This is a genomic window from Embleya sp. NPDC050493 (genome assembly GCF_044458105.1).
In the GTDB taxonomy this organism is placed as follows: Bacteria; Actinomycetota; Actinomycetes; order Streptomycetales; family Streptomycetaceae; genus Embleya.
This window is the reverse complement of record NZ_JBITHP010000029.1, coordinates 73,005-97,074: the sequence shown is the minus strand read 5'-3', so window position 1 is coordinate 97,074 and position 24,070 is coordinate 73,005. Positions and strand designations below refer to the sequence as shown.

Genomic DNA, 24,070 nt, shown 5'->3' with positions numbered 1-24,070 from the left:
CCTCGATACGGGAGTAGGACCATGAGCTCGTGGCGCACGGCCAGGCGGTTCCGGCACGGCGGCGCGGTACCCACGCCCGAGGCGGGGGCTTCGCGCGCTCCCGTGGTGGTGGATTGCGCGCTGTACGACAAGGGCGTGCGGCGCCCGGGTCGGGTGCCGCTGAGCGAGGCGCTGGACGCGGCCCAGGCGGGCGAGGACACCTTCGTGTGGATCGGGTTGTACGCCCCGCTCGCCGAGGACCTGGCCGGCGTCGCCGACGCGTTCGACCTGCATCCGCTGGCCGTGGAGGACGCGGTCGAGGCCCATCAGCGGCCCAAGCTGGAGTACTACGACGACACGCTGTTCCTGGTCCTGAAGACCATCGTCTACGTCGAGCACGACACGCTGACCGCCACCAGCGAGGTGGTCGACACCGGCGAGATCATGCTCTTCGCCGGGGAGAAGTTCGTCGTGGTGGTCCGGCACGGCAGCGCGCCGCCGCTGGTCGAGCTGCGCCAGTCGCTGGAGGCCGACCCGGCGACGCTGGCGCACGGCCCGGCCGCGGTCGTGCATGCGATCACCGACCGGGTCGTCGACGACTACCTGCGGGTGGCGGACAAGGTCGAGGACGACTTCGAGCGGTTGGAGGTCGACGTGTTCTCGCCCCGGCCGAGCAACGACGCGGAGCGGATCTATCAACTCAAGCGCGAACTGATCGAGTTCAAGCGGGCGGTGCTGCCGCTGGCCCGACCGCTGGAGCGGCTCACCGCCGGCACCCTGCCCGGCGTCGGCACCGGCTTCGCCGCCTACCTGCGCGACGTCGCCGACCACTTGGCGCAGGTCCGCGAACGTTTGGCCGCGTTCGACGAACTGCTGGACGGCATCCTCTCGGCCAGCCTGGCCGGGGTGACCGTCCGGCAGAACACCGACATGCGCAAGATCGCCGCCATCGCGGCGATCCTGGCCGTCCCCACGCTGATCGTCGGAATCTACGGGATGAACTTCGAGCACATGCCCGAGCTGAAGTGGACGTACGGCTATCCGGCCGTCCTGACCGTGATGGTCACCGCGTGCGTGCTGATGTTCCGGGCGTTCCGGCGCAACGACTGGTTGTGACCCCGGAGGCCGCCCCCCTCACCCGCTCGGGACCGCACCGCCCGCGGTCGGGGCGGGCAGTTCGCGGCGTTGCCGGGCGATCCGCTCCGGGTCCCAGCCCGGGCGCGGGATCGAGGCGAGCAGCAGTCGGGTGTAGGGGTCCGCGGGCGCGGTGAGCAGGTCGCCCACGGGTCGGTGCTCCACGGTGCGGCCCCGGTGCAGCACGAGCGCCTCGTCGCACAGGTAGCGGACCACGGCCAGGTCGTGGCTGACGAAGATCAGTCCGATGCCGGTGTCCCGGCGGATGTCGGCGAGCAGGTTGAGCACCTGTGCCTGGACCGAGACGTCCAGCGCCGAGACCGCCTCGTCCAGGACCAGCAGCGCGGGCTCCACCGCGAGCGCCCGGGCGATGGCGGCACGTTGGCGCTGGCCGCCGGAGAGCCCGCGCGGCCGGGTCGCGGCCTCCCGGGGGCCCAGGCCGACCTGGGCCAGCAGTTCGCCGACCCGCGCGGTGCGGGCGGCCGGATCGCGTACCCCGTGCAGGCGCAGTACGCCGTCGAGCGTCGCACCGATGGTCAACCGGCCGTCCAGCGACAGGTAGGGGTCCTGGAAGACCATCTGGACCGCCTTGGCCCGGGCCAGCCGGGCGGCCCGGCCGCGCACCGATTCGGCCAACGGGGTGCCGCGCACCACGATCCGGCCCGCGTCGGGGCGTTCCAGGCCGAGCAACATCCGGGCCGTGGTGGTCTTGCCCGATCCGGACTCGCCGACCAGGCCCAGCGCGCCGCCGACCGGCAGCGAGAAGGACAGGTCCGCGACGGCGACCACCTCGCTCGTGCCGGTGCGGTAGGTCTTGCGCAGGCCGCTGACCTCGATCAGGGGTGTCGCTTCAGGGGGTGTGACGTCGGTGGTCAACGGTCCTCCGAGTCCGGGGCGAGGTGGGCGAGCACGGGTGAGCCGAGTTCGTCCGCGCGATGGCAGGCGACCCGGCCCGTGCCGCGCGGTTCGAGGGCGGGTGGCGCCTGGTCGCAGCGGCCCGGTTCGGCGAACCGGCAGCGCGGCGCGAACGCGCAGCCGGTCGCGGACTCCAGCAGGCTCATCGGCGCGCCCGGGATGGGGGTGAGCCGGGTCGGCGGGCCCTCCAGCGGTGGGGACGAGCCGAGCAGTCCGGCGGTGTAGGGGTGACGCGGCCGGGTGAACAGTTCGGCCGCGCTCGCGGTCTCCACGATCCGTCCCGCGTACATCACGTAGATCCGGTCGCACGAGGCGGCGGCCAGTTCGATGTCGTGCGTGATCAGCAACAGGCCCAGGTCGCGCTCGCGGCGCAGGCGTCCCAGCAGGGCCAGGATCTCCGCCTGGGTGGCGACGTCCAGGGCGGTGGTCGGCTCGTCGCACAGCAGCAGCTCAGGTTCTCCGCACAGGGCCGCGGCGATCATCACGCGTTGCAGCATGCCGCCGGACATCTCGTGCGGGAACTGGCGCAGGTGGCGCTCGGGGTCGGGCAGGCCGACGGCGGCGAGCAGTTCCGCCGCGCGGGCGTCCGCCCGGGCCCGGGACCACCCGCCGACCAGGCGCAGCGCCTCGGTCAGGAAGTCGCCGATCCGGCGCACCGGGCTGATCCCGGCCCGGGGATCCTGGAAGATCATCGCCGCGAGCCCGGTGCGCACCTCGCGCAGCCGCGCGGCATCGGCGCCGACCAGGTCGATGCCCTTGACCCGGACCCGGCCGGTCGGGTCGGCGCCGGCCGGGAACAGGCCGAGCGCGGCTCGGGCGGTGACCGATTTGCCGGAGCCGGATTCGCCGACCAGGGCCACGGTCTCACCGGCGGCCACGGTCAGTTCGATCCGGTCCAGGATCGGGCGGGCCATGCCGGGCAGGGTGACGCTCAGCGCGTCGATGTCGAGCAGTGTCATCAGGCGTCCCTTCCCGCGACCCGGTCGGCGAGGTGTTCCCCGACGACGTTGAACGCGACGACCACCAGCACGATCGCGACCGCCGGCACGATCGCGGAGAGCGGTCGTTCCTGGAGTACGGCGGACTGCCCCTGGTTGATCATCGAGCCCCAGTCCGGGGTGGGCGGTTGTACGCCCAGGCCCAGGAAGGACAGCGCCGCCAGGTCGAGCAGCGCGTAGCCGAAGTTGACCGTGGCCTGGGCCAGCACGGTGGGCGTGATGTTGGGCAGCAGGCCGCGGACCGAGACGAACACGGGCGAGTGGCCCTGTACCCGGTAGGCGGCGATGTAGGGCCTGGACTTCTCCGCGGCGGCCAGGCCGCGGACCAGGCGGGCGGTGTAGGGCAGGTAGGCGATGGCCATGGCCAGCACCGGCGCGGTCAGGCCCTTGCCGAACAGGGCGACCGCGAGGATCGCCAGCAGCAGCGCCGGGAACGCGAACAGGATGTCGAGCACGCGCCCGATGGCCGCGTCGACCCAGCCGCCGCGCCACGCGCTGAACAGTCCGACGGCGATGCCCGCGACGGTGGCGAAGACGACCACCGCGAGCGGTCCGAACAGGCTGGTCCGGGTGCCCTCGATCAGCGCCGAGAAGGTGTCGTGGCCGCCCTGGTCGGTGCCCAGCCAGTGGCCGGCGCCCGGGTCGGCGAAGGTCTCCGACAGCGAACCGAACCTGGGGTCCTGCGGAGCCAGCCAGGGTGCGGCCAGGGCGACCAGCAGGAACACCGCCAGGATCCCCAGGCACGTGTTCACCAGCCACGAGCCGCCGAGCCGGCGGAGTCGGCGCAGCGGGTCGCGGCGTGCCGGCGCCGCTGTGGAATCAAGCGTGCCGGCGCTCATCGGGCGCTCCCTCGTGCCGCGACCCGCGGGTCGATCAGCGGATACAGCAGGTCCACCAGTGCGTTGATCAGCACGAACGCGGCCACCACGAGCAGCACGATGGCCTGCACCACCTGGAAGTCCTGTTGGCTCACCGCCTGTACCAGCAGCGAACCGACGCCGGCCATCCCGAACGCGGTCTCCACCAGCGCGGTGCTCACCAACATTCCGGAGACCAGCAGCGCCGAGACGGTCACGATCGGTCCGAGCGCGTTGCGCAGCACGTGTCGCCTGATCACGCTGCGCCGCGGAATGCCTCGGCTGAGCGCGACCTCGACGTGTTCGCGGCGCAGTTCGTCGAGCATCGCGGTCCGGGTCACCCTGGTGACCAGCGCGGTGAAGGTCACCGAGAGGGCGATCGCGGGCAGCACCACGTGGTGCAGCCGGTCCAGCGCGCCCTCGCCGTTGCCGAACGTCGGGAACCAGCCCAGTTGTACGCCGAACACCGAGCGCAGCAGGATCGCCGCGACGAACGAGGGCACCGCGGCGCCGACGGTGACCATCAGCAGCACGGTCGAATCCGCCCAGGTCCCGCGGCGCAGCGCGCCCACGATCCCGGCGCCCACTCCGAACACCGCGATGAGCAGCATCGAGACACCGATCAGCAGCAGCGAGGCGGGCAGTCGGGACCAGAGCACGTCGCCGACGCCCTGGTGGAAGAGGTACGAGCGGCCGAAGTCGCCCTGCGACACGCCCTCCAGCCAGTGCCAGTAGCGCACCGGGAAGGGGTCGTTGAAGCCGTACTGCTCGCGGATCAGGTCCAGTTCCTGCGGACTGGGACTGCGGCCCTTGACCAGGAAGCTCACCGGGTCGCCGGGGGCGAGGTAGAGCGAGGAGAACACCAGGAATGAGGTGACCAGCAGGGTCGTCGCCATGCCGGCGAGGCGGCGCAGCGCGGCCAGGGCGAGCGCCGGGCCGCGCCCGCCGCGCCCGCCGCTGGGGCGGGTCGCGGCGGGCACGGTCGCCTCGGTCGAGGATGCGAGGGTCAACTCTTCGCCCCGATCTCGGCGGCCCACGGGTAGTAGAGGTAGGCGATGGAGGGCTGCACGCCGGTGATGCGCTTGCCGAGGAAGACGCTCACCGGCGAGGTGTACAGCGGCAGCCACGGCAGTTCGCGCAGCGCGATCTGCTGGGCCCGGGCGGCCGCGGCGGACTGCGCGGCGGGGTCCGGGGCGCCCAGGGCCTGGTTCACCGCGGCGTCGAACTCCGGGTTCGACCAGCTGCCGTAGTTGCTGAACGCGCCGGTCTGCAATGAGCCGTACATGTCCAACGGGTCGGTGATCGAGGTGTACCAGAAGGTCAGGAACAGGTCGATGCCCTTGCGCGCCTGGGGATCGGTGAACAGCGAGGAGTACTTCTCCGGCGAGATGGTGTCGATCTGCGGCTTCAGCCCGATGGCGGTGGCGGCCTGGGCGACGGCCTGGGTGATGATCGTGGTCTGCGAGTCCAGCGGGCTGGTGGCGATCACGATCTTCTGCCCGTTGACCCCCGCCTTGGCCGCGAGTTCCTTCGCCTTGGCCACGTCGTACGGGTAGGTGGGCGTGGTCTTGGTCAGCTCGTCCCGGACCGGGCCGGGGGCGCCTGCCCACACGTCGTCGGTGACCAGCGAGTCCGCCACCCGGCCGATGCCGCCGACGCCGGCGTCGACGATGCCCTTGCGGTCGATGGCCATCAGCAGTGCCTGGCGGACCCGGGCATCGCCGAGCGGGCCCTGGAGATTGCCGACCACCTCGTCGGCGACGGTGGTGTTGCGGCCGAAATAGAGCTTGCCGGCCGGGGTGTTGCGCAGTTGCCCGTAGGAGTTGGCGGGAACCATCCAGCCACCGTCCACCTCGCCGGTCTGGAAGGCGTTGACCCGGGTGGTGGCGTCCGGCAGGAAGACGAACTTCACCTGTCCCGACTTGGCCTTGAGCTCGGGGTTCCAGTAGTCGTCGAAGCGCTTGAGCACGATCGACTGGCCCGCGGTCCAGGAGGAGAACGCGAACGGGCCGGTGCAGTTGACGCCCTTGGCCGGGTTCCCGTAGTCCTTGCCGGCCTTGGCCAGGGTGGCCGCGGACTCGACCGTGCCGGGGCTGGCGGCCAGGTACTTGTTGAAGGCGGAGTCCGGCGTCTTGAGGGTGACCGTGACCTGCATCGGGCCGCTCTTGTCCACCGACTGCACGTTGCGGTACGGGTAGGCCCAGTAGCTGCCGACCTCCGGGTCGAGGTTGCGGCGCAGCGAGGCGACCACGTCGTCCGCGGTCAGCGCGGTGCCGTCGTGGAAGCGCACGCCGGGGCGGATCTCGTAGACCCACGAGGTCGGCGTCGGGTTGGTGTAGGAACTGGCCAGGCCGGGCGAGGTGGTCAGGTCCGGGTTCCAGCGCAGCAGGCTCTCGCACACGTTGGCGAGGATCTGGTTGGGCGGGTAGTCGAAGGCGTAGGCGTAGTCGATCGACGCGGGCTCGCCGAACAGCGACCACGTGAAGGAGTCGATCGGGGCGCCGGGCGCCGTCTTGGCGGTCAACTCGTAGGCGCGGTCGCCGGATGCGGCCGGCTTGCCGCTGCCGCCGTTGCACGCGCTCGCGGCCAGCGTCGCGGCGAGGGCGCAGGCGAGGGCGATGCGGCGGAGGCGTCTTGGGCGTCCGGTACGGGGTGCGGGCATCGTCTTCCTCCGGAAGATGGGGGCGTGGCGGGCGGGCGTGGCGTGGTCGTGCTCGATCGGTCGCGGTGTCGGCGGCGGTGCCCGGTCGGTCGTGCTACCGATCGGTCGCGGTGCCCGGTCGGTCGTGGTGCCCGGTCGGTCGCGCCGCCCGGTCGGTCGCGCCGCCCGGTCGGTCATCGGTCGTGCGGCCCGGTCGGGCGTGCGGTTCAGTCGCCCGCGATGAAGACCGGGCGGCCCTCGACGTAGGTGCGGTGGACCCGGGTGGCGGCGATCTCCTCGGGTGGGCCCGCGAACGGGTCCCGGTCCAGCACGACGAGGTCGGCGTATTTGCCCGCCTCGACCGTGCCGGTGACGTCGTCGAGGTGGTTCACCCACGCGCTGCCCGCGGTGTAGGCGGTCAGTGCCTGGGCCAGGGTCAGCGCCTGTTCGGGCAGGAACGGCTTGCGCGGGGCCCGGTCGGCGGGTGCGTTGGGGGCGTCGTGCGGCACGGTCCGGTTGACCGCGACATGGATGCCCCACAGCGGATCGGGGCTGCTCACCGACCAGTCGCTGCCCGCGACCAGCCGGGCGCCGGCCCGGGCCAGATCACCGAACGGGTATTGCAGCGCGGCGCGTTCGGGGCCCAGGAACGGGATGGTCAGGTCGTCCATCTGCGGTTCGTGGGCCGCCCACAGCGCCTGGATGTTCGCGGCCGCCTCCAGCGCGGCGAAGCGGGGCAGGTCGTCGGGGTGTACGACCTGGAGGTGGGCCAGGTGGTGCCGGTTGTCGTTGCGGCCGTTGGCGGCACGGGCGGCGGCCAGGGCGTCCAGGGCCTCGCGGACCGCGCGGTCGCCCAGGGCGTGGAAGTGGATCTGGAAGGCGAGCCGGTCCAGTTCGCGGACCGCTTCGGCCAGCAGCGCGGGATCGACGAAGCTGAGGCCGGAGTTGGCGGTGGCGCAGCCGCATCGGTTCAGGTACGGCTCCAGCATCCCGGCGGTGAAGTTCTCCGCGATGCCGTCCTGCATGATCTTCACGGTGGTGGCGGCGAAGCGGCCCACGCACCCGGTGCGCCGGCGCTCGACCAGGTCCGGGATCTGCTCCAGGCCGCGTTCGCGGTCCCACCACAGGGCGCCGACCACCCGGGCGGTGAGCGAGCCGTCGCGGGCGGCGCGCAGGTAGACGTCGAAGTTGTCGGGGTTGCCGGGGAAGACGCCGATCATGGCGTCCTGCCACGCGGTCACGCCGAGTCCGTGCAGGTGGCGCTGCGCGACCAGCAGGCCGGTGAGGGCCTCGTCGGGGGTGGCCGTCGGTACGTGGTCGCCGACCAGGTCCATCGCGCCCTCTTGGAGCGTGCCGCCCGGCGTGCCGTCGGGTTCGCGCTCGATCCGGCCGTCGGCCGGGTCGGGGGTGTCCCGGTCGACGCCGGCCAGGGTCAGCGCGAGGCTGTTGACCCACGCGCCGTGGCCGTCGCGGTTGGTGAGCAGTACCGGTCGGTCCGGGACCACCGCGTCGAGCATGGCCCGGGTGGGGATGCCGCCCGGGAAGACGTCCATGGACCAGCCGCCGCCGCAGATCCAGTCGGCGTCGGGGTGGGCGTCGGCGTACGCGGCGATCACCGCGAGGTAGCCGTCGACGGAGCGTTGGCCGGCCAGGTCGCAGCGGCCCATCTGCACGCCGGCGACCGCGGGGTGCACGTGTGCGTCCTGGAATCCGGGGATCAGCAGGCCGCCCGCGAGGTCGACCACCTCGGTGTCGGCGTCGACGAGTTCGCGTACCGCGTGCTCGTCGGCGACGGTCAGGATCCGACCGTCTCGGATCGCGACCGCGGCGTCGATCGGGGCGGGCGAGGTCGCGGTGAAGACCCTGCCTCCTACAAAAACGGTGTCGGCCCTGGGCCGGGTGGTCCCCATCAACGCGTCCTCTGGGTCGGTGTATTCGTCCGGTTGGCGGATGTCGGCTCGGTGTCCGCGTGCGGCGGTGAGCGCGGCGGCATGCCGTGGGTCGGCCCCGTTCGGGTGCCGCCGGTGAACGTGCCGAGATGAGGAGTGAAACGGCAGCGCAACAGCGTTGTCAACAGTGATGCGCATTCCGGCGATCGAATCGATACACTGACCTCACCATGCCGAAACCACCCGCAACCCCAGTCCGCAGCAAGCGCACCGGCACCCAGCTGACCCCCGAGGCGATCATCGACGCGAGCCTGCGCATCGCGGCGCGGGGCAGCTCCGACGCGTTCACGATCCGCCGTCTCGGCGAGGAGTTGGGCACCGACCCGACCGCGATCTACCGGCACTTCCGCGACAAGGACGAGCTGCTGCTGTCCGTCGCGGACCGCACGCTGGGCGAGGTGCTCGACAGCATCCCCGACGGCCTCGACTGGCGGGATCGACTGCGCGCGCTGGCCGACGGCTCGCTCGCGGTCGCGCTGAAGTACCCGGTGGTCGCCTCCACCATGGCCAGCCGCACCACCAGACGCCCCAACGAGTTCCGCGTCGTCGAACTCATCCTCGGGATGGTCACCGAAGCCGGCCTCGACGGCGCCGACGCGGTCCTGCACTACCGGATGGTCGGCGACTCGCTGCTGGCGTACGTCGGCCAGCGCGCGGCCTACCTGCTGTTCGATCCCGAGGTCCGGGCGTCGGACGAGTCCGCCTGGAACGTCGAGTATCGACTGGTGGACAGGCAGGGATTCCCGCACATCACCCGCTTGAGCGCGGAGTTGGCCGAGGTGTCGCAGGACCGGGTCTTCCACGTCCGGGTGGAGGCGCTGATCACCGCGATCGCGCAGCGCGCGGCCGCCGTCCGGGAGAGCTGACACCCCCGCCCGCGTCGACGGGCCGGGTCCGCATCACCCTCGCAACGCCCGAAGGTCTCTTCCACAGCGTCTGCGCAACACTGTTGACATCAGTGATGCGCAGACGCTTCACTCTCGTCCCATCGCACAGGTCGGGCTTCGACGCCGACCGGTCCGGGTCCTCTTGCCGCAACCGGCCGCGTTCGCCCGTGACAGGCGAACACCACCGCTCGGCATTTGTCGCCACGATCCCGAGACGAGGGATTTCATGCCCAAGGAACCTTCCGGCCCACGCACTTCCCCCACCCGAACCGTCGACCGCGCCGGGCTGCCCGCACCGCTGCGCGCCGTCTTCGCCACCCACGCCGAGGCCCGTCGGCGCGGCCTGCCCGTGGCCGAGGTGGCCGGCGAGCGGGCCGAGGCGGTCCGCCGCGAGCGGGCCCGCCGCGCCGAGGAACGCGAGGCCGCGGCCGGCCCCAGCCGACGCCGACTCCTCGGTGGCGCGGGCGCGTTGGCCGTCGCCGCCACGCTGCCCGGCGGACTGCTCGCCCCCGCGCGCGCCTCGGCGGCCACGCCGGTCGGCGCACCGCGCATCGTCGTGGTCGGCGCGGGTCTGGCCGGACTGCGCTGCGCGCATCGACTGTGGACGGGTCACACGCCCGTCGCCGCCACCGTCTACGAGGCCGCCGACACCCACCTGGGCGGCCGATGCCGGTCCCTGCGCGGCTACTTCGCCGGCGGCCAGGTGCACGAGCACGGCGGCGCGTTCATCAGCTCGACCGACACCGAGATCCTCGCGCTCTCCCGCCGACTGGGCCTGAACAAGGAGGTCGCCGCCGGCGGCGCGCTGGCCACCGGGGACTACAAGGCGTGGATCGACGGCGCCGGATACGACGGCGTCGCCCAGCAGGACGACTGGATCGCGCACGCCTACAGCGCGTTCAGCGCCTCGTACGCCGCCGCCGGGACACCCCGCTACAACAACTTCACCGCCGAGGCGCGTCGACTCGACCGCATGTCCGCCCTGGACTACCTCGCGGAGATCGGGCTGCCGGCCGGCTCCCGGCTCGGCCAACTGATCCAGTCGCTGCAACTGCAATCGGGCGGCGAACCGGGCGACTGTTCGGCGATGAGCCTGATCGGCTTCCTCGGCTCCTCCGAGGTATTCGCCGGCGGCGGCTTCGACGAGAAGTACCATCTCGTCGGCGGGAATGACCAGTTGGTCAGCGGCATGGTCGCGGAACTCCCGGCCGGCGCCGTCAAACCGGGCCACCGACTGGTCGCGCTGCGGCAGAACGCCAACGGCAGCTACACCTGTACGTTCGACCACGCCGGCAGCACGGTCTCGGTCACCGCCGACCACGTCGTGCTGGCCCTGCCGTTCAGCACGCTGCGCAACGTCGACCTGTCCGGGGCGAGCCTGTCCGCGCTCAAGCTCAAGGCGATCCGCGAGCAGGGCATGGGGCAGAACGCGAAGATCGTCACCCAGCTCACCCGCAAGACCTGGCCCGCCGTCGGCGGCAACGGCATCAGCAACACCGGCCCGGCCGGCTACCAGACCTCCTGGGACGGTTCGGTGCACCTGGGCGAGAACGGCGCGCCGGCCCTGCTGGTGAACTTCCCCGGCGGCAACGTCGCCCGCAACACCCTCACCGGAGCGGCACACGGCCCGGCGCCGGCGGCCGACGTGCAGTGGTTCCACGGACAGATCGAGCATCTGTTCCCGGGCACCACGGCGGCGTACAACGGCAAGGCGTACGAGGACCATTGGTCGCTCGATCCCTGGTCGCTGGGCGCCTACCACTACTACCGCGTCGGTCAGTACACCTCGATCGCCGGCTACGAGGGCGTCCAGGAGGGCCGGATCCACTTCGCGGGCGAGCACACCGACGTGGACAACTCCACCCTGAACGCGGCGGTGGCCTCCGGGGAGCGGGCCGCGGACGAGATCGCCTGCCAGATCTGAGGATGGCCGGGTCGACGTCGGCGTCGTACGGCCCCGCCCCGAGAGGAGCGGCGGCATCGACGGCGCCGGGGTCGGCACGCCGGTTGCCCGGCCCGCAAGCGATCAGGCCACGTGGTCACGACGATCGCCCGGACCGAGGACGATCACGCCCGCGGTCCGGGCGACCCGGTGCGGCGGGTGACCACCTTCCCCGGGTGGTCACCCGCCGCGCCCGCGCCGCCGCCGACCTCTCCGGGCCGGCACCCCGGCGTCGGGGCTCACAGGCGGTAGCACCCGTACTCGCGTGGGGCGCGTGCCCGGGGGGAATGGGGAACGCCATGGATCTGGCGGGGCGTTGCCCGTCGGTCGGATACCAGATGGCGTCGTCCGGTTCCACCAGTGCGAGTTCGGCGGTCCAGGCGGGGCGGGTCGGGTCGAAGGGCTGGACGTGAACCCGGTCGGTGTCCGGGTCGATGTGCTCGATCACCCCGGGCGGATGTGTCCTTCGCAGGCTCTCGTCCCTGTGCTTCACCTTGCTACCGATGCGATCGAGTGTGTCGCCGGCGCTCATCGGTGTACCTCCGATTCCGTCTTCTGCGAGTGAGGGTGCGGGAGTTGGTGCCGCACCCCGGCCAGGCCAGTGGCCGAGGTGCGGCGGTTCAGGGGGCGGGCTGCCGGGCGGGCGGCTCGGCCGGGCGAACGCTGTCGGAGGGCATGGCCCAGGCGACCCGTCCGCCCGGAGGCTGCACCGTGAGCGTCTGCTGCCCGTCGGGGAGCGGCTGCGCCATCAGAATCTGCCCGGGGTGACGCACCCGGCGCGCGGCCTCGTTGGCCGGTTCCACCCAGTCACCCTCGCGATACATCGCCGCTCCCCCTTGCGGACCCGGGCGCGGCGACCTCGTCCTCCAGCACCCGGAGGTTCCCGCAGCGCGTCCGGAACTCGGTGCCGCCCGGGAGCCGGACGAACGCCTGGAGGTTGATGACCGCGGCGAACGTGCCGCTTCTGCCCGACAGTTCACAACGGACCGCGCGTTTGGCGTTGGCTTTCCAGAAGCGGGCCACGTGGTCCGTGGTCCAGTCACGGGGATCTTCGGGGTAGCTCTCGGGAGTGGGCATACCTGTCCTCTCGGTTGCCGCCAGTACTGATTCGGCCACTCTGTGAACAAGCATCGACCGGACGCCTAGGCTGCAATAGCCGCCAGCGTTTACGTGACCTGCCGTAAAGGGGGGATCCATGAGCGACGGGACCCAGGAAGGGGCGTCGATCGGAGAACTGTTCGGGCGCATGGTTGCAACACTCCGCGAGGCCGCCGGCTACCGCCAAGCCGAACTCGCGCGTGCCATGTACGGCTTGAGTAGCACCCGGCTGAATCAGATCGAACGAGGAACAGGGCACCCACCGACACTGGCGAACGCTATGGCTCTGGATGCCGAACTCAACACAGGTGGGCTCCTCGCCGAGCTGTGGAAGCACAGCAACAGCCGCATGTTTCTCACGTGGTCACAACCACTCATGGAACTCGAAGGCAGTGCTGTCGAAATCCACACGTACCTCGACCAGTTCATTCCGGGTCTACTCCAGACGGAAGGCTATGCACGAGCGCTGCTACGGTCGGCTCGCACAGTTCGGGATGAGGCTCATCTAGAAGAACGACTACTCACCCGATTGGGTCGACAGGAAAGACTAGACGGCCCGGACGCGCCTTACCTCTGGGTAGTCCTCAACGAAGCTGTCATTCGCAGACCAATCGGCGGACCGGACATCATGCGTGAGCAGCTCGCACGGCTGCTCGCAACCGAGCACAACGAGCGCATCAGTCTCCAGATCCTGCCCTTCAGTGAAGGCAATTTCCCTCGTATGGGGGGCGCTTTGACGTTGCTGACGGCGCCGGACAAGCGCAAGGTTGCCTACACCGAGGGTGCGGAAGATGGCCGTCTGATCGAGGATCCGGACGAGGTCGGGCAATACTCCGCAATCCATGAACGGCAGCGGGCAAAAGCGCTACCGTTAGGGATGTCCATGGACATGATCCGAGAAGCCTTGGAGGACCTGGACCGTGCACGCATCCCAGGCTCAGCCCAAGCTCTACGGCTGGCGAAAGTCCAGCTACAGCAACGGCACCGGCGGAAACTGCGTGGAGGTCGCCGACGACTTCCCAGGCATCGTCCCCGTTCGTGACAGCAAGCGTCCGAACGCGGGCCATCTCATAATCGGCGCGGCCTCGTGGTCCGCCCTCACCGCGTCGCTCCGCGCCTGACGCCATCGGTTCGCCCCCACGGGCCCGGCCGCCTCCTCGGCGCCGGGCCCGTCGTCGTCGCGTCGGGCCCGAGCCCAACGCGGCGTCGGGCCGAGGTGCCATAGGCATCCCCTATAGCCCCTGCTGACATTTCGTCTTTGCCTCGCCTTCTCTTCCCGACCTACCGTGAAACCGCTCGACGAGGTGCGTACCGCAAACCGCACCGCGAATTCTTCCAAGATTCGCGCTCTGCGCACGTCGATCCTTCTTCCGTCGAGCGGACAAACACGCAATCGAGAGGACCGGTGGCATGACCACGATCGAAAACGGATCGGGAACGCAGGAACTCGCGGGAAAGCGCGCCCTGGTCACGGGTGGTTCGCGCGGAATCGGAGCGGCCGTCGTGCGCCGCCTCCTGGACGCCGGCGCCGAGGTGCTCACGACCGCCAGGTCGGCGACGGGCACCGTGCCGGAAGGGGCCGCCTTCGTGGAGGCCGACGTGCGGACACGGGCCGGCGCACAGGCGCTCGCCGCAGCCGCGCAGGAGGTGCTCGGCGGGGTGGACGTCCTTGTCCACAACGCGGGTGGGGCGGGACCGTACCGGGGCGCCCTGGCCATCCCCGACGAGGAGTGGCAGGACGCGCTGGACCTGAACTTCCTGGCGTCGGTGCGGCTCGATGCGCTCCTGGCACCGGGGATGCGCGAACGGCGTTCGGGGGCGATCGTGCACGTCTCCTCGGCCGCGGTCCCCACCGTGGCACCACCGTTCCTGCACTACACGGCGGCCAAGGCGGCGCTGGAGAACTACAGCCGGGGACTGGCCGCGGAGTTGGCCCCCTTCGGAATCCGGGTCAACACCGTGTCTCCCGGCAGGACGACCACCCCCGGCGGCGAGGAAACGCGCAAGCAGTGGGCGCGCCTGGACTCGGGGCCGGGACAGGACACCACCACACCCCCACTGGGGCGCGACGGCCGGCCCGACGACATTGCCGACGCGGTGCTGTTCCTCATGTCCGAGCGGGCGAGCTGGCTGACCGGCAGCAATCTCGTCGTGGACGGCGGCGAATTCCCCCGGGGCTGACACCGCCCGCATTCCCGAAACGCGGTTTTGGCAAAAGGAATCCGGTCGGGCGTCGTCGACGGTCCTTCCCCACGCCCAAGGCATCACGAAAGGTCACACGACATGGAATTGCAGGGCAAGACCGCTCTGGTCACCGGCGGCACCTCCGGCATCGGTTTGGCAACCGCTCGATTGTTGGCCCGTGCGGGCGCCGAAGTCGTCATCACCGGCCGCGACGGCCGGCGTGGCGAGAACGCGGCGCACGCCGCGCAGGAGGACGGCGCGGTCCGATTCGTCCCGGCCGACCTGGCCGACTTGGACTCGGTCGCCGAACTGGCCCGGCGGAGCGGGCCGATCGACATCCTCGTCAACAACGCGGGCGCCTTCCCCACCTCGCTCACCGTCGAACAGAGCGTGGCGGACTACGAGCGGATCTTCGACACCAATGTGCGCGGCGCCTACTTCCTGGTCGCCGCGCTCGTACCGCACATGCTCGGGAAGGGCGAGGGCAACATCGTCAACGTCACCTCGCTTGCGGCGTTCAAGAGCTCCCCCGGTGCCTCGGCCTACAGTGCGTCCAAGGCTGCGCTGGGCTCGCTGACCCGTACCTGGGCGGCGGAGTTCGCCGACGGCGGCGTACGGGTCAACAGCGTCGCTCCCGGTCCGACCCGCACCGAAGGCGTGCTGGCCGAGTGGGGCGAGGAGGGCAACGAGGGCGTGGCCAAGGCTCTGGGGCTCAAGCGCACGGCCCGGGCACACGAGATCGCCGAGGCGATCTGCTTCCTTGTTTCTCCGCGCGCCGGCTACATCACCGGTACCACGATCCACGTCGACGCCGGCGGCACCGTTTTCTAGTCGGGGCGATCCTCCGCGCGAGCGGCCGGGCGCCGCGGGAGGAGGCCACCGGCCGGGCTCACGCCGATGCCGGGTTCAGTGTTCGAGCGCCCGCGCGGTGGCGGCGGCCTCGGCGGCCTCCACCCGGGGTTTACAACCCACTTCGCGCCGGTCCGGGGGTATCCGTCAGGTCGAATGAGACAGTTCGATGGCGGGTGCCCTCTCGTCCAAGGAAGCGGACGGGGAGGCGGCCTCGAACCAGGTCTCCTGGCGCAGGAGTTCGAGCAGCGCCGTCTCCGCCGGGCCCGCGTTCGACCGAAGCACGGCGATGACGGGCTGGGACACGACCGGGGACACCGGGCGGACGAGGTGCTCGTAGCCGTGGGGCACCGCGGAGGCCGGGACGAGCGTCGCCCCCAGCCCGTGGGCGGCCCAGCGCACGGCCGTCGCCGTCTGGGACACCCGGGCGACCGTGGTCGGGGTCGGATCGTTGTTCCGCAGCACGTTCAGCAGCACGCCGTCGAGCGCGCTGTCGCGGTCGAACCTCACCCACGGCTCCCCCTCCAGGTCGCGCAGCTCGACCCGGTCCGCGCCGAACAGCCGGTGTCCGGCGGCCGCCACCACGACGAACTCCTCGTCGCCGAGGTGGTGGGCGTCGGCAGGGCTCCGCTCGCACGCCGCCATCAGGGCCAGGTCCAGTACGCCCCGGCGGCACAGCCGCTCCAGCTCGGCGCTGCTCGTCTCCTCGAAGACGGTGACCTCCACCCGCGGAAAGCGGCGACGCAACGCGCCCAGCGCGCCCGGTAGCTGCCGTGTGCCGAAGCCCATCTGTACCGCGACCACCAGTTCGCCGACCAGCTCTTCGGCGCCGGCCCGCGCCGTCGCCCGCGCCCGCCGCGCCGCGTTCACCGCGGCCTGCGCCTCCCGCAGGAACGCGCGACCGACCGTGGTGGGCACCAGTCCGGTCGGCGTACGGGCGAACAGCTCCACGCCGAGTTCCCGCTCCAGGCCGCGGATCTGCTGGGACACCGATGGTTGGGCGACGCGCAGCAACTCCGCCGCCGCCGTCACCGAGCCCTCCTCGGCAACCGCCAGGGCGTACTCGAACTGACGAAGGCTCATCGGCTCCCGTCCCCTCCCTGCGGTGACCGCGCTCCACCCGTTGTAGGCGCGGTAATCGTCGTAAAGCCAAGTAACCCGGTTCCACCAGTGAAGATTCCCGAGGACACGGCCGGAGTCGATCCTCGTCGCAGGACCGCGCAACCACCTGTCGCCCTGCGGGTTTCCGGGGTGGAGTCCCGCAGGGCGATGTTCGGAGGCCGGTCAGCCGGAGATGTCGCCCGGCGGACGTGGATCTACGGACGGGGCCGAACGGGAGTGGGGGTTCCCCACGTGGGATCGATGGTCACCGGATTCAGCTCGGGAACGGGCGGGAAGCTGTTCACCTGCATGTCCCCCTGCATGCACTGGTAGTACATGGTCGTGGCGAGGGAAGCGCCGACAGCCCAATAGGTGGCCTTCCATTGCGCGTCGCACCTTGTCTTGGTCAAGGGCACGGGCTCGACGCCCGCCGCCGGCGTTCCGACGGCCAGGACGAACAGGGGTCCCGCCGCGGCGGCGAGTGCCATGGCAGTGGCGATTCGACGGATTCTCATGAGGAGTCGGTCCCCTTTTTCGACATTGCACGAATGCCCGTGAAGGGCTGCCCTGCGCGGGGTGCACCGGAGCGAGTCAACGATCGCAACGACCCGGCGCAGCGGTAAGCCGGCCAAAGTTGCCGATCGCGGCTACGAAAGCCACTGGCTGCGGTACCCGGCCCGTGCTACGAAAACGACCCCCGCGATCGAGAACCCGGGGCCGGGCGCCGGGTCAGGACAGCCCCGAGCCCAACGCGACGAAGGCGCAGATCAGGACGAAGAGAATCGCCAACAGGGGCGCCGCGAAGCGGAGGTACTGGTTGTAACCGACCTTCGCCAACGACACGCCACCCATGACGACCGCCGTCGTCGGCACCCACAGGTTCATCCATCCGGACGCCGACTGCCACGCCGTGACCACCAACGCACGCGGTACGTCGGCGAAATCGGCCAGCGGGGCCAGAATCGGCATGGCCAGGGTCGCGTGCCCCGACGTGGACGGGATCAGGAAGGCCAGCGGCAGGTTGACGCCGAAGATCAACAAGCCGAAAACCGCCGACGACGTGCCGGAGACCGCGCCCTCCATCGAATGCAGGACCGTGTCGGTGACCTGGGCGTTGTTCATGATGACGGTGACGCCGCGGGCCAGCATGATGATCAGCGCCGGCGAGACGAAGTCGCCCGCGCCCTGGATGATCGTCTCCGCGAGCTTTTGTTCGCCGAGCCGCGCCAACACCCCGATGATCACCGCCGCCACGAAGAACAGCGCAGCCAAATGGGCGAAGGACCAGTCCAGTTCCCAGCCGTAGGCGGCGGCGTCGGCGTCGCCGCTGAGCACCTGGGCCCACGGGATGATCGAGAAGATCATGAACACGAACGTGATCGTCACCGCGACCAGGACCACCTGATGGGTCCGGGTCAGCGGCGGCGGCTCGCTGTCGGTGGTCGCCGCGTCGGCCGCCTCGCGGTCCCCCGGCAGGAAGCCCACCAACGAACGGGACGGATCGGCCTTGACCCGATGGGCGTACCGCACCACGTACAGGATGGTCACCGTGGTCAACACGATCAGCATCAGCAACCGCAGCACGATGCCGTCGCCGAGCGAGATCCCCGCCGCCGAGGAGGCGACCCCGGTCGCGAACGGGTTGACCGTCGAGCACAACACGCCCACGCCCGCGCCCAGGATGATCGTGCCGGTGGCCACCATCCGGTCGTAGCCCAGCGCCAGCATCAACGGCACGATCAGTCCGTAGAACCCGAGCGTCTCCTCGGCGAAGCCCTCGACCGAGCCGAGGATGGCGAACACCGTCATGATCGCCGCGATCAGCACCACACCGCGGGTCCGCAGCCGATGCGCAAGGCGGGCGATGCCGCGGTCCAGCGCGCCGGTGGCGAACACGACGGTGATGAACGCTCCGATGGCCAGGACGAACAGGAACACCGCCGCGCTGCCGTACAGATCGCCCGTGTTGTCCGGCGCGACCTGCCCGCTGCGGGTGTCCTTGATCCCGTACAGGCCGTTGACCGGCGACAGGAACAGGTCGTTCAGCCGCTGGACGAAGTCCTCCGGCGACTTGGTGTGGTGGTAGCTGCCCGCGACCGGCTTGCCGTCCTCGCCGCGCTGATACTGGCCGGCCGGAATCGCGAAGGTCAGCGCCCACACCGCGATCGTCACGATCGCCAGCACGGTCAGCGCGCTGGGAAAGCGGAAGCCGCGCTTGGGCGGGGGCGCTTCGTCCTCGGCCTGCGTCGAGGCTTGATCGGTGCTCACGCGCTGCTCCTTGCGGCTGCTGAAGAATCCGAGGGTGGGCCGGCGAACCCGCGCCGCGCCCCGTCGACGGGACCTCCGCGGGGCCGACTCCGACGGCGAACGCCCCTATCGAACAAGGCCGTTCGCCACAGGCACTAGTCGCGCCCGAAGCGCTTCGCGTACGCGGCGAAGAACGCGGCCTCCGCCACCACCGCGTCGCGCAATTCGCTCACCAGCACCCGTTCGTTGGGCCCGTGCAGGTTGCACATGCTGTCCTGCGCCCCGAACAGCAGGATCTCCGCGTTCGGTTGGGCCGCCGCCAGGCTGTTGACCAATGGAATCGATCCGCCCGCCGCCGCGTGTACCGGCTCCGCGCCCCACGCCGTGCGCAGCGCCTCGTGCGCGGCCCGGTAGGCCACCCCGTCGGTGGCCGCGGCGAACCCGGACCCCGGCACGCCGGCCTGGGTCACCCGCAGCGGCACCCCGAACGGCCTCAGCCCGACCAGGAATTCGATCAACAGGCGCTGCGCCTCCGCCGGATCCTGGGCCGGATGGCAACGCATGTTCAGCTTGGCCCGGGCGGCCGGCACCACGGCGGATGCGGCTCGTTCGACCGAGGGCGCGTCCAGGCCGACGACCGTGATCGCCGGTCCCGACCACAGGCGCGAGCCCAGGTTTCCGGTGCCGATCAGCGGCATGCCCTCGCGGATCCCGGCCAGCCGGCGGAACTCCTCCTCGTCCCAACCGCCGCCCGCCCACTGCTCGCGGCGCAGGCCCGGCACCGCCACGTCGCCGTTCGCGTCGTGCAGCGCGGCCAGGGCATGCAACAGGACCAACAGCGCATCGGGCGCCGCCCCGCCGAAGTTGCCGCTGTGCTTGGCCTCTTCGAGGGTGCGCACCTCGACGATCACCTCGACCACCCCGCGCAGCGCCACCGTCAGCGTGCCGGTGCCCGGGCGGACGTTGCCCATGTCGGCGATCACCATCGCGTCGCACGCGAACTCGTCCGGGTGGGCCTGCGGGTAGTCGTCGAACTCGCTGCCGTACTCCTCCTGCCCCTCGAACACGATCCGGATCCCCACCGGCGGCCGCCCGTCGAAGGCCCGCAGCGCGCCCAGGTGCACGATCAGGTTCGACTTGTCGTCGGCCACCCCGCGCCCGTGGATCGCGCCGTCGACGTCGGTCGGCTCGAACGGCCGCGTCGTCCACAACGACTCGTCCCCGGCGGGCTGCACGTCGTAGTGCCCGTACAGCAGCACGGTCGGCGCATCCGGGTGCGGGGGCGGGATATGACCCGTGATCACCGGCGAGGTGTCCGGCAGCCGCAGTGCGGCGACATCCTGCACCCCGGCCTCGCGCAGCAGCCCGGCCAGCATGTCGTGGGCCTGCCGCACCGGCTCCGGCGGATGGCCGGGGAATGCGATCGACGGAATCCGGGTGAGCCGCCGCAGGTCCTCGCAGAGTTCGTCGAGCATGCCGTCGACCCGTGTGGTCAGCTCGTCCATTCGTCATGCCCCTAACCGCGCGCCGGGCACGGTGCGCCGATCGCGTCGCCCGACCCATGCTCGCCCGAATCGGGGGGCAACGAACGGCACGCCGCGCGGCGCCGGCGGAGGCTCACCCGGGTGGCGGTAGGCCCTGACGGCGGATCTGGTCGCGCCGGCCGGCATCCGTCCTCGGGGCTGCTCGCCGCGCTGGTCTCGCCGCACCGGGAGTGGCCGCCCCGAAACGACGAAACCGGTCCCCCGTCTCGCACGGGGCGAGACGGGGGACCGGCCGGCACCGCGTCACGGGGGGAACGCGGTGATCCTGCCCGCCTCCGTGCCGGAGGCGGCGTGGGTGGGAGCGGGTGGGACAGCCGTCAGTTCACCCGCGGCGTGACCTGACCGTTCACGAACAGGTAGCGCTCGCCCGTCTCGAAGGTGCCGAAGGTCGTCTCGCGCCAGATCGTCGATCCGGGCGTGCGAAGCGCGAACAGATCCTCGGCCACCGGAACCAACGGTACTTCCTGTACGGCGTCGGGCAGGGTGTCCGCGAGTTCCCCGGTCAGCTGGATCCGCAACACCAGGCCTTCGGGCGTCGTGCGCACCTCGGCGCGCTGCATGGCGCGCTCGTACACGCCGACGTAGCGCTCGACGTCCACGGCCGGCGGCTCGGCCGGCGGGCTGAACGACTCGGGCAGGGCGACCTGCGCGACCTCGGCGAAGATCTCCCGGAACAGGTCCTCGTACAGTTCCGGCGCGTCCCCGCCGTTGGTCAACAGCGACACCGCCAGGCCCAGTTCGGGAATGGTCCGGAGGAAGGCGAACTGCCCGATGGTGCCGCCGTCGTGGCCGAACACCTCGTGGCCGTCCCACTCGTAGCGGTGCCAGCCCAGGCCCCACGAGGCGCCGGTGACCGACAGGTCGGCCACCTCGACCTGCTTCTCGCGCATCGCGAGGGCGTGCTCGGCGCCCAGAAGCCGGGTGCCGTCGGCGGTCGCACCGTCGGCCAGGTGCAGCCGGGCGAACCGCAGCAGCTCCGCCGCGGTGGAACCGATCAGCCCGGCGGGTCCGGCCGAGCGGGGCAACATCCACACCGGGGCGACCTGCGGCTTGCCGCCGTCCTCGGACACGTGGCCGACCGCGGCGCGCAGCAGCAGCGCCTCCTCGGGCAGCGTGATGGTGTGTTCCAGGCCCAGCGGCCCGCTCAGCCGCTCGCGCAACACCTGGTCCCAGGTCTTGCCGGTGAGGTGTTCGATCACCCGTCCGGCCAGCGTGAAGCCGGAGTTGCAGTACGACCAGGCGCCGCCGGGCGGGAACACCTGCGTCGCGTCGCCGAGGGTCGCCACGTACTTCGCCAGGCAGTCGTCACCGCGTCCGGTGTCGATGAACCGGTCCCCCTCGATGCCACTCGTGTGGGTGAGCAGGTGGCGCATAGTGATCTGCTTGACCAGTTCCGGGTCGGACAGCCGCAGTTCCGGCAGCACCTCGCTCAGCGGCTGGTCCAGGTCCAGCAGACCGTCCTCGACCAGTTGCATGACCAGCGTCGTGGTCCACACCTTGGTGATCGAGCCGATCTGGAACACCGAGTCCGTGGTCACCGGGACCCCGGTGTTCAGGTTGAGCACACCGTACGCGGCCTCGACCAGATCGTCCGACGCGTGCTCGTCGACGCGCAGGATGCCCAGGGTCGCCCCCGGGATCCTGTGCCGCTCGGCCAGCGTGGCCAGTCGGCGTTGCCAGTGCGCGGCGTCCAGTGCGGCCGGCCGGACGCGGCCGGCGGATCCGGCGTACTGCTCGACCCAATCGACGATCCGGCGGTTCCAGTCCAGTCGGTGCGAGGGCGGGCCGGAGAGGATGAACAGGTGCGACCCTTCGGGGTAGAGCACCATCCGGGTGGGCACGTGCCGCTCGCGCAGCGCGGAGAACCACTGCTGGGCCTGGCCCAGCGGACAGCGCACGTCGGCGCCGCCCTGCAGGATCAGCGTGGGCGTGTCGACGTCGCCCACCTTGGCGAACGGGTTCGACCGCGCGTACAGCTCGGGTGCGTCCCACGGGGTGCCGTCGAACTCGGCCCGGGACATGTAGGAGCCGAGGTCCGAGGTGCCGGCCAGGCTGGTCAGGTCGCTGACCACGCCGCCCGCGACGGCCGCCGCGAAACGCCGGTCGCGGCTGGTGAGGTAACACGTCATGAAGCCGCCGTAGCTGTAGCCGGCGACGGCCAGGCGCTGCGGGTCGGCGATGCCCTCGGCGACCAGTTCGTCCAGCGGCTCCAGGAAGTCCGCGGCGTCCATCTCGCCCCACGCGCCGACGGTGGCGGCGAAGAACTCCTCGCCGTAGCCGTCACTGGCCCGCGGGTTGATCAGCAGGATGGTCCAGCCGCGCTCGGCCAGCACCTGGTGGTAGAGGTGCACCGGGTCGGCCGAGCCGCTCCAGGCATTGTGCGGGCCGCCGTGGATGTCCATCAGCACCGGCGAGGGACCGGTCGTCTTCGGGTCGCGCAGCAGCCGGCCGTGCACGACGGTGCCGTCGGCGAGGGTGAACCGGCGGTCGACCAGGGTGTACAGCTCGACGTCCGGCAGGGACTGCGCGCCGTGCGCGGTGAGCACCCGCTCGGTGCCGTCGGCCGGGTCAACCAGGACGACCTCGGCGTACGAGGAGGGGGTGGACAGCACGGTGGCGACGGGGCCGGGGGTGGTGGGCACGGAGAGGCCGGAGACGGACCGGCCGGTACCGCCGAGCACCAGGCGCGTGCCGCCGCTTGCCAGGTCGAGCGCGTACAGGTGGGTGTTGCCGGCCTCGCGGATGCAGAACAGGAGTTCCCGACCCTCGGGCGTGGCCTGCGGCAACGCGCCCGGGTAACCGGCACCGCCCGGCATCACGTTGCGGTCCAGCGCCCCGGCGAGGTCCTCGGTGGGGCCGCCGGCCAGCGGGACGCGCAGCAGGCGGGTGTGCCCGGTGCGGGTGTGCTCGGCGCCCAACACCAGCAGGGATTCGCCGTCGGGGGTCCAGCCGACCCAGCCGGCCATGCCGTCCGCGGTGCCCACGCGAACGGCCGTCGCACCGGGGGTGGACAGGTCGAGGACGTACGCCGCGGATTGCATGGTCAGGTCCGTGTCCGGGCCCGGGCCCGCACCGTAGGCCAGTCGTCGTCCGTCCGGCGACCAGGTCGGGTCGCTCGCGTGCCAGTCGCCCTCGGTGACCCGGGTGACCTCGCCGGAGGCCAGGTCCAGCACGTGCACGTGCTTGCGCAGGGTGCCCAGCAGACCGACGCCGTCCACCTGGTAGTCCAGGCGGTCGATGACCATCGGCGCGCTCGCCCGGGCGGCCTTCGCCGACTCGTCCTCGCCCGCGACGGCATGGATGTCGACCACGGCGCCGAAGGCCAGGCGGGTGCCGTCGGGGCTCCACACCGGCTGGCCCGCGCCCATCGGCAGTCGGGTCAGCCGGCGTGGCTCGCCGCCGTCGAGCGGCAGTTCCCACAGCTGCGGCGGGCCGTCGACCGCGCGCAGGAACACCACCCGGGTGCCGTCCGGCGACCACACGGGTGTGCTGTCCGAGGGGCCTTCGGTGAGCTTTTCCGGCTCGCCGCCCGCGGTGGCGACCTGCCACAGGGAGCGCACGTTGCGGTCCGCCTGCGGATCGACGCCGACCAGGGTGTAGAGCACCCGGGTGCCGTCGGGGGAGATCACCGGCTGCTCGGGCAGTGCGATCGCGTTCAGATCGTCCAGACGCAGACGTCGTGTCATGGCTTTCTCCATCCTGGTCGGCCCGTCCCGGTCGCCGCTCCGGTCGGTCCGGGACCGGG

The 24,070-nt window shown here is 71.3% G+C and carries 20 protein-coding genes; 7 read left to right on the top strand and 13 right to left on the bottom strand.

Annotated features, from left to right (window positions below; translation table 11 throughout):
* The first annotated feature begins 21 nt into the window (after positions 1 to 21).
* The gene (gene corA, locus ACIBM5_RS38190) at positions 22 to 1,095 is read left to right on the top strand and encodes a magnesium/cobalt transporter CorA (RefSeq protein ID WP_396011326.1); all 1,074 of its coding nucleotides are present in this window, start codon (positions 22 to 24) and stop codon (positions 1,093 to 1,095) included.
* Between the two features lie 18 nt (positions 1,096 to 1,113).
* Here the strand turns inward: corA and ACIBM5_RS38185 are convergent, their stop codons facing one another.
* The 6 genes from ACIBM5_RS38185 to ACIBM5_RS38160 form a co-directional block, all read right to left on the bottom strand.
* Positions 1,114 to 1,989 (bottom strand): ABC transporter ATP-binding protein, encoded by an 876-nt coding sequence (locus ACIBM5_RS38185; protein WP_396011325.1) that lies wholly within the window; start codon positions 1,987 to 1,989, stop codon positions 1,114 to 1,116.
* Positions 1,986 to 2,987, bottom strand: a complete 1,002-nt coding sequence (locus ACIBM5_RS38180; RefSeq protein WP_396011324.1) for an ABC transporter ATP-binding protein — start codon at positions 2,985 to 2,987, stop codon at positions 1,986 to 1,988. Before ACIBM5_RS38180 ends, ACIBM5_RS38185 begins: the two co-directional genes overlap by 4 nt.
* The gene (locus ACIBM5_RS38175; RefSeq protein WP_396011323.1) at positions 2,987 to 3,865 is read right to left on the bottom strand and encodes an ABC transporter permease; all 879 of its coding nucleotides are present in this window, start codon (positions 3,863 to 3,865) and stop codon (positions 2,987 to 2,989) included. Before ACIBM5_RS38175 ends, ACIBM5_RS38180 begins: the two co-directional genes overlap by 1 nt.
* Complete coding sequence (locus ACIBM5_RS38170) at positions 3,862 to 4,893, bottom strand: ABC transporter permease (protein WP_396011322.1); 1,032 nt, start codon at positions 4,891 to 4,893, stop codon at positions 3,862 to 3,864. Before ACIBM5_RS38170 ends, ACIBM5_RS38175 begins: the two co-directional genes overlap by 4 nt.
* The gene (locus ACIBM5_RS38165; RefSeq protein ID WP_396011321.1) at positions 4,890 to 6,545 is read right to left on the bottom strand and encodes an ABC transporter substrate-binding protein; all 1,656 of its coding nucleotides are present in this window, start codon (positions 6,543 to 6,545) and stop codon (positions 4,890 to 4,892) included. Before ACIBM5_RS38165 ends, ACIBM5_RS38170 begins: the two co-directional genes overlap by 4 nt.
* A gap of 206 nt (positions 6,546 to 6,751) precedes the next feature.
* Entirely contained in the window at positions 6,752 to 8,434 is a 1,683-nt protein-coding gene (locus ACIBM5_RS38160; protein ID WP_396011320.1) for an amidohydrolase, read from the bottom strand.
* Positions 8,435 to 8,643: 209 nt separating this feature from the next.
* Between ACIBM5_RS38160 and ACIBM5_RS38155 the strand changes: the two genes are divergently transcribed.
* Positions 8,644 to 9,339: a TetR/AcrR family transcriptional regulator gene (locus ACIBM5_RS38155; RefSeq protein WP_396011319.1), complete on the top strand. Its 696-nt coding sequence runs from the start codon at positions 8,644 to 8,646 to the stop codon at positions 9,337 to 9,339.
* Positions 9,340 to 9,586: 247 nt separating this feature from the next.
* On the top strand, positions 9,587 to 11,284 hold the full coding sequence (locus tag ACIBM5_RS38150; protein ID WP_396011318.1) for a flavin monoamine oxidase family protein: 1,698 nt from the start codon (positions 9,587 to 9,589) through the stop codon (positions 11,282 to 11,284).
* A gap of 638 nt (positions 11,285 to 11,922) precedes the next feature.
* Here ACIBM5_RS38150 and ACIBM5_RS38145 read toward each other — a convergent pair.
* Positions 11,923 to 12,126 (bottom strand): hypothetical protein, encoded by a 204-nt coding sequence (locus ACIBM5_RS38145; protein ID WP_396011317.1) that lies wholly within the window; start codon positions 12,124 to 12,126, stop codon positions 11,923 to 11,925.
* Positions 12,110 to 12,379: a hypothetical protein gene (locus tag ACIBM5_RS38140; protein ID WP_396011316.1), complete on the bottom strand. Its 270-nt coding sequence runs from the start codon at positions 12,377 to 12,379 to the stop codon at positions 12,110 to 12,112. The genes ACIBM5_RS38145 and ACIBM5_RS38140 overlap by 17 nt, the downstream gene beginning before the upstream one ends.
* Before the next feature lie 118 nt (positions 12,380 to 12,497).
* On the opposite strand from ACIBM5_RS38140, the gene ACIBM5_RS38135 reads away from it, so the two are divergent.
* From ACIBM5_RS38135 to ACIBM5_RS38120, 4 genes are all read left to right on the top strand, one after another.
* Positions 12,498 to 13,442: a helix-turn-helix domain-containing protein gene (locus tag ACIBM5_RS38135; RefSeq protein WP_396011315.1), complete on the top strand. Its 945-nt coding sequence runs from the start codon at positions 12,498 to 12,500 to the stop codon at positions 13,440 to 13,442.
* A complete protein-coding gene (locus ACIBM5_RS38130; RefSeq protein WP_396011314.1) occupies positions 13,399 to 13,521 on the top strand; it encodes a DUF397 domain-containing protein in 123 nt (40 codons plus the stop codon). Before ACIBM5_RS38135 ends, ACIBM5_RS38130 begins: the two co-directional genes overlap by 44 nt.
* Positions 13,522 to 13,810: 289 nt before the next feature.
* On the top strand, positions 13,811 to 14,581 hold the full coding sequence (locus tag ACIBM5_RS38125) for an oxidoreductase (protein ID WP_391589477.1): 771 nt from the start codon (positions 13,811 to 13,813) through the stop codon (positions 14,579 to 14,581).
* Between the two features lie 102 nt (positions 14,582 to 14,683).
* A complete protein-coding gene (locus tag ACIBM5_RS38120; RefSeq protein WP_396011313.1) occupies positions 14,684 to 15,415 on the top strand; it encodes an SDR family NAD(P)-dependent oxidoreductase in 732 nt (243 codons plus the stop codon).
* A gap of 165 nt (positions 15,416 to 15,580) precedes the next feature.
* On the opposite strand, the gene ACIBM5_RS38115 is transcribed toward ACIBM5_RS38120, so the two are convergent.
* From ACIBM5_RS38115 to ACIBM5_RS38095, 5 genes are all read right to left on the bottom strand, one after another.
* Entirely contained in the window at positions 15,581 to 16,516 is a 936-nt protein-coding gene (locus ACIBM5_RS38115; RefSeq protein ID WP_396011312.1) for a LysR family transcriptional regulator, read from the bottom strand.
* Positions 16,517 to 16,749: 233 nt separating this feature from the next.
* Positions 16,750 to 17,049: a hypothetical protein gene (locus ACIBM5_RS38110; RefSeq protein ID WP_396011311.1), complete on the bottom strand. Its 300-nt coding sequence runs from the start codon at positions 17,047 to 17,049 to the stop codon at positions 16,750 to 16,752.
* Between the two features lie 214 nt (positions 17,050 to 17,263).
* Positions 17,264 to 18,802, bottom strand: coding sequence for a YfcC family protein (locus tag ACIBM5_RS38105; protein WP_396011310.1), 1,539 nt, complete (start codon positions 18,800 to 18,802; stop codon positions 17,264 to 17,266).
* Between the two features lie 134 nt (positions 18,803 to 18,936).
* A complete protein-coding gene (locus tag ACIBM5_RS38100) occupies positions 18,937 to 20,286 on the bottom strand; it encodes a M20/M25/M40 family metallo-hydrolase (protein WP_396011309.1) in 1,350 nt (449 codons plus the stop codon).
* A gap of 356 nt (positions 20,287 to 20,642) precedes the next feature.
* A complete protein-coding gene (locus ACIBM5_RS38095) occupies positions 20,643 to 24,011 on the bottom strand; it encodes a serine hydrolase (RefSeq protein WP_396011308.1) in 3,369 nt (1,122 codons plus the stop codon).
* Positions 24,012 to 24,070 lie beyond the last annotated feature (59 nt).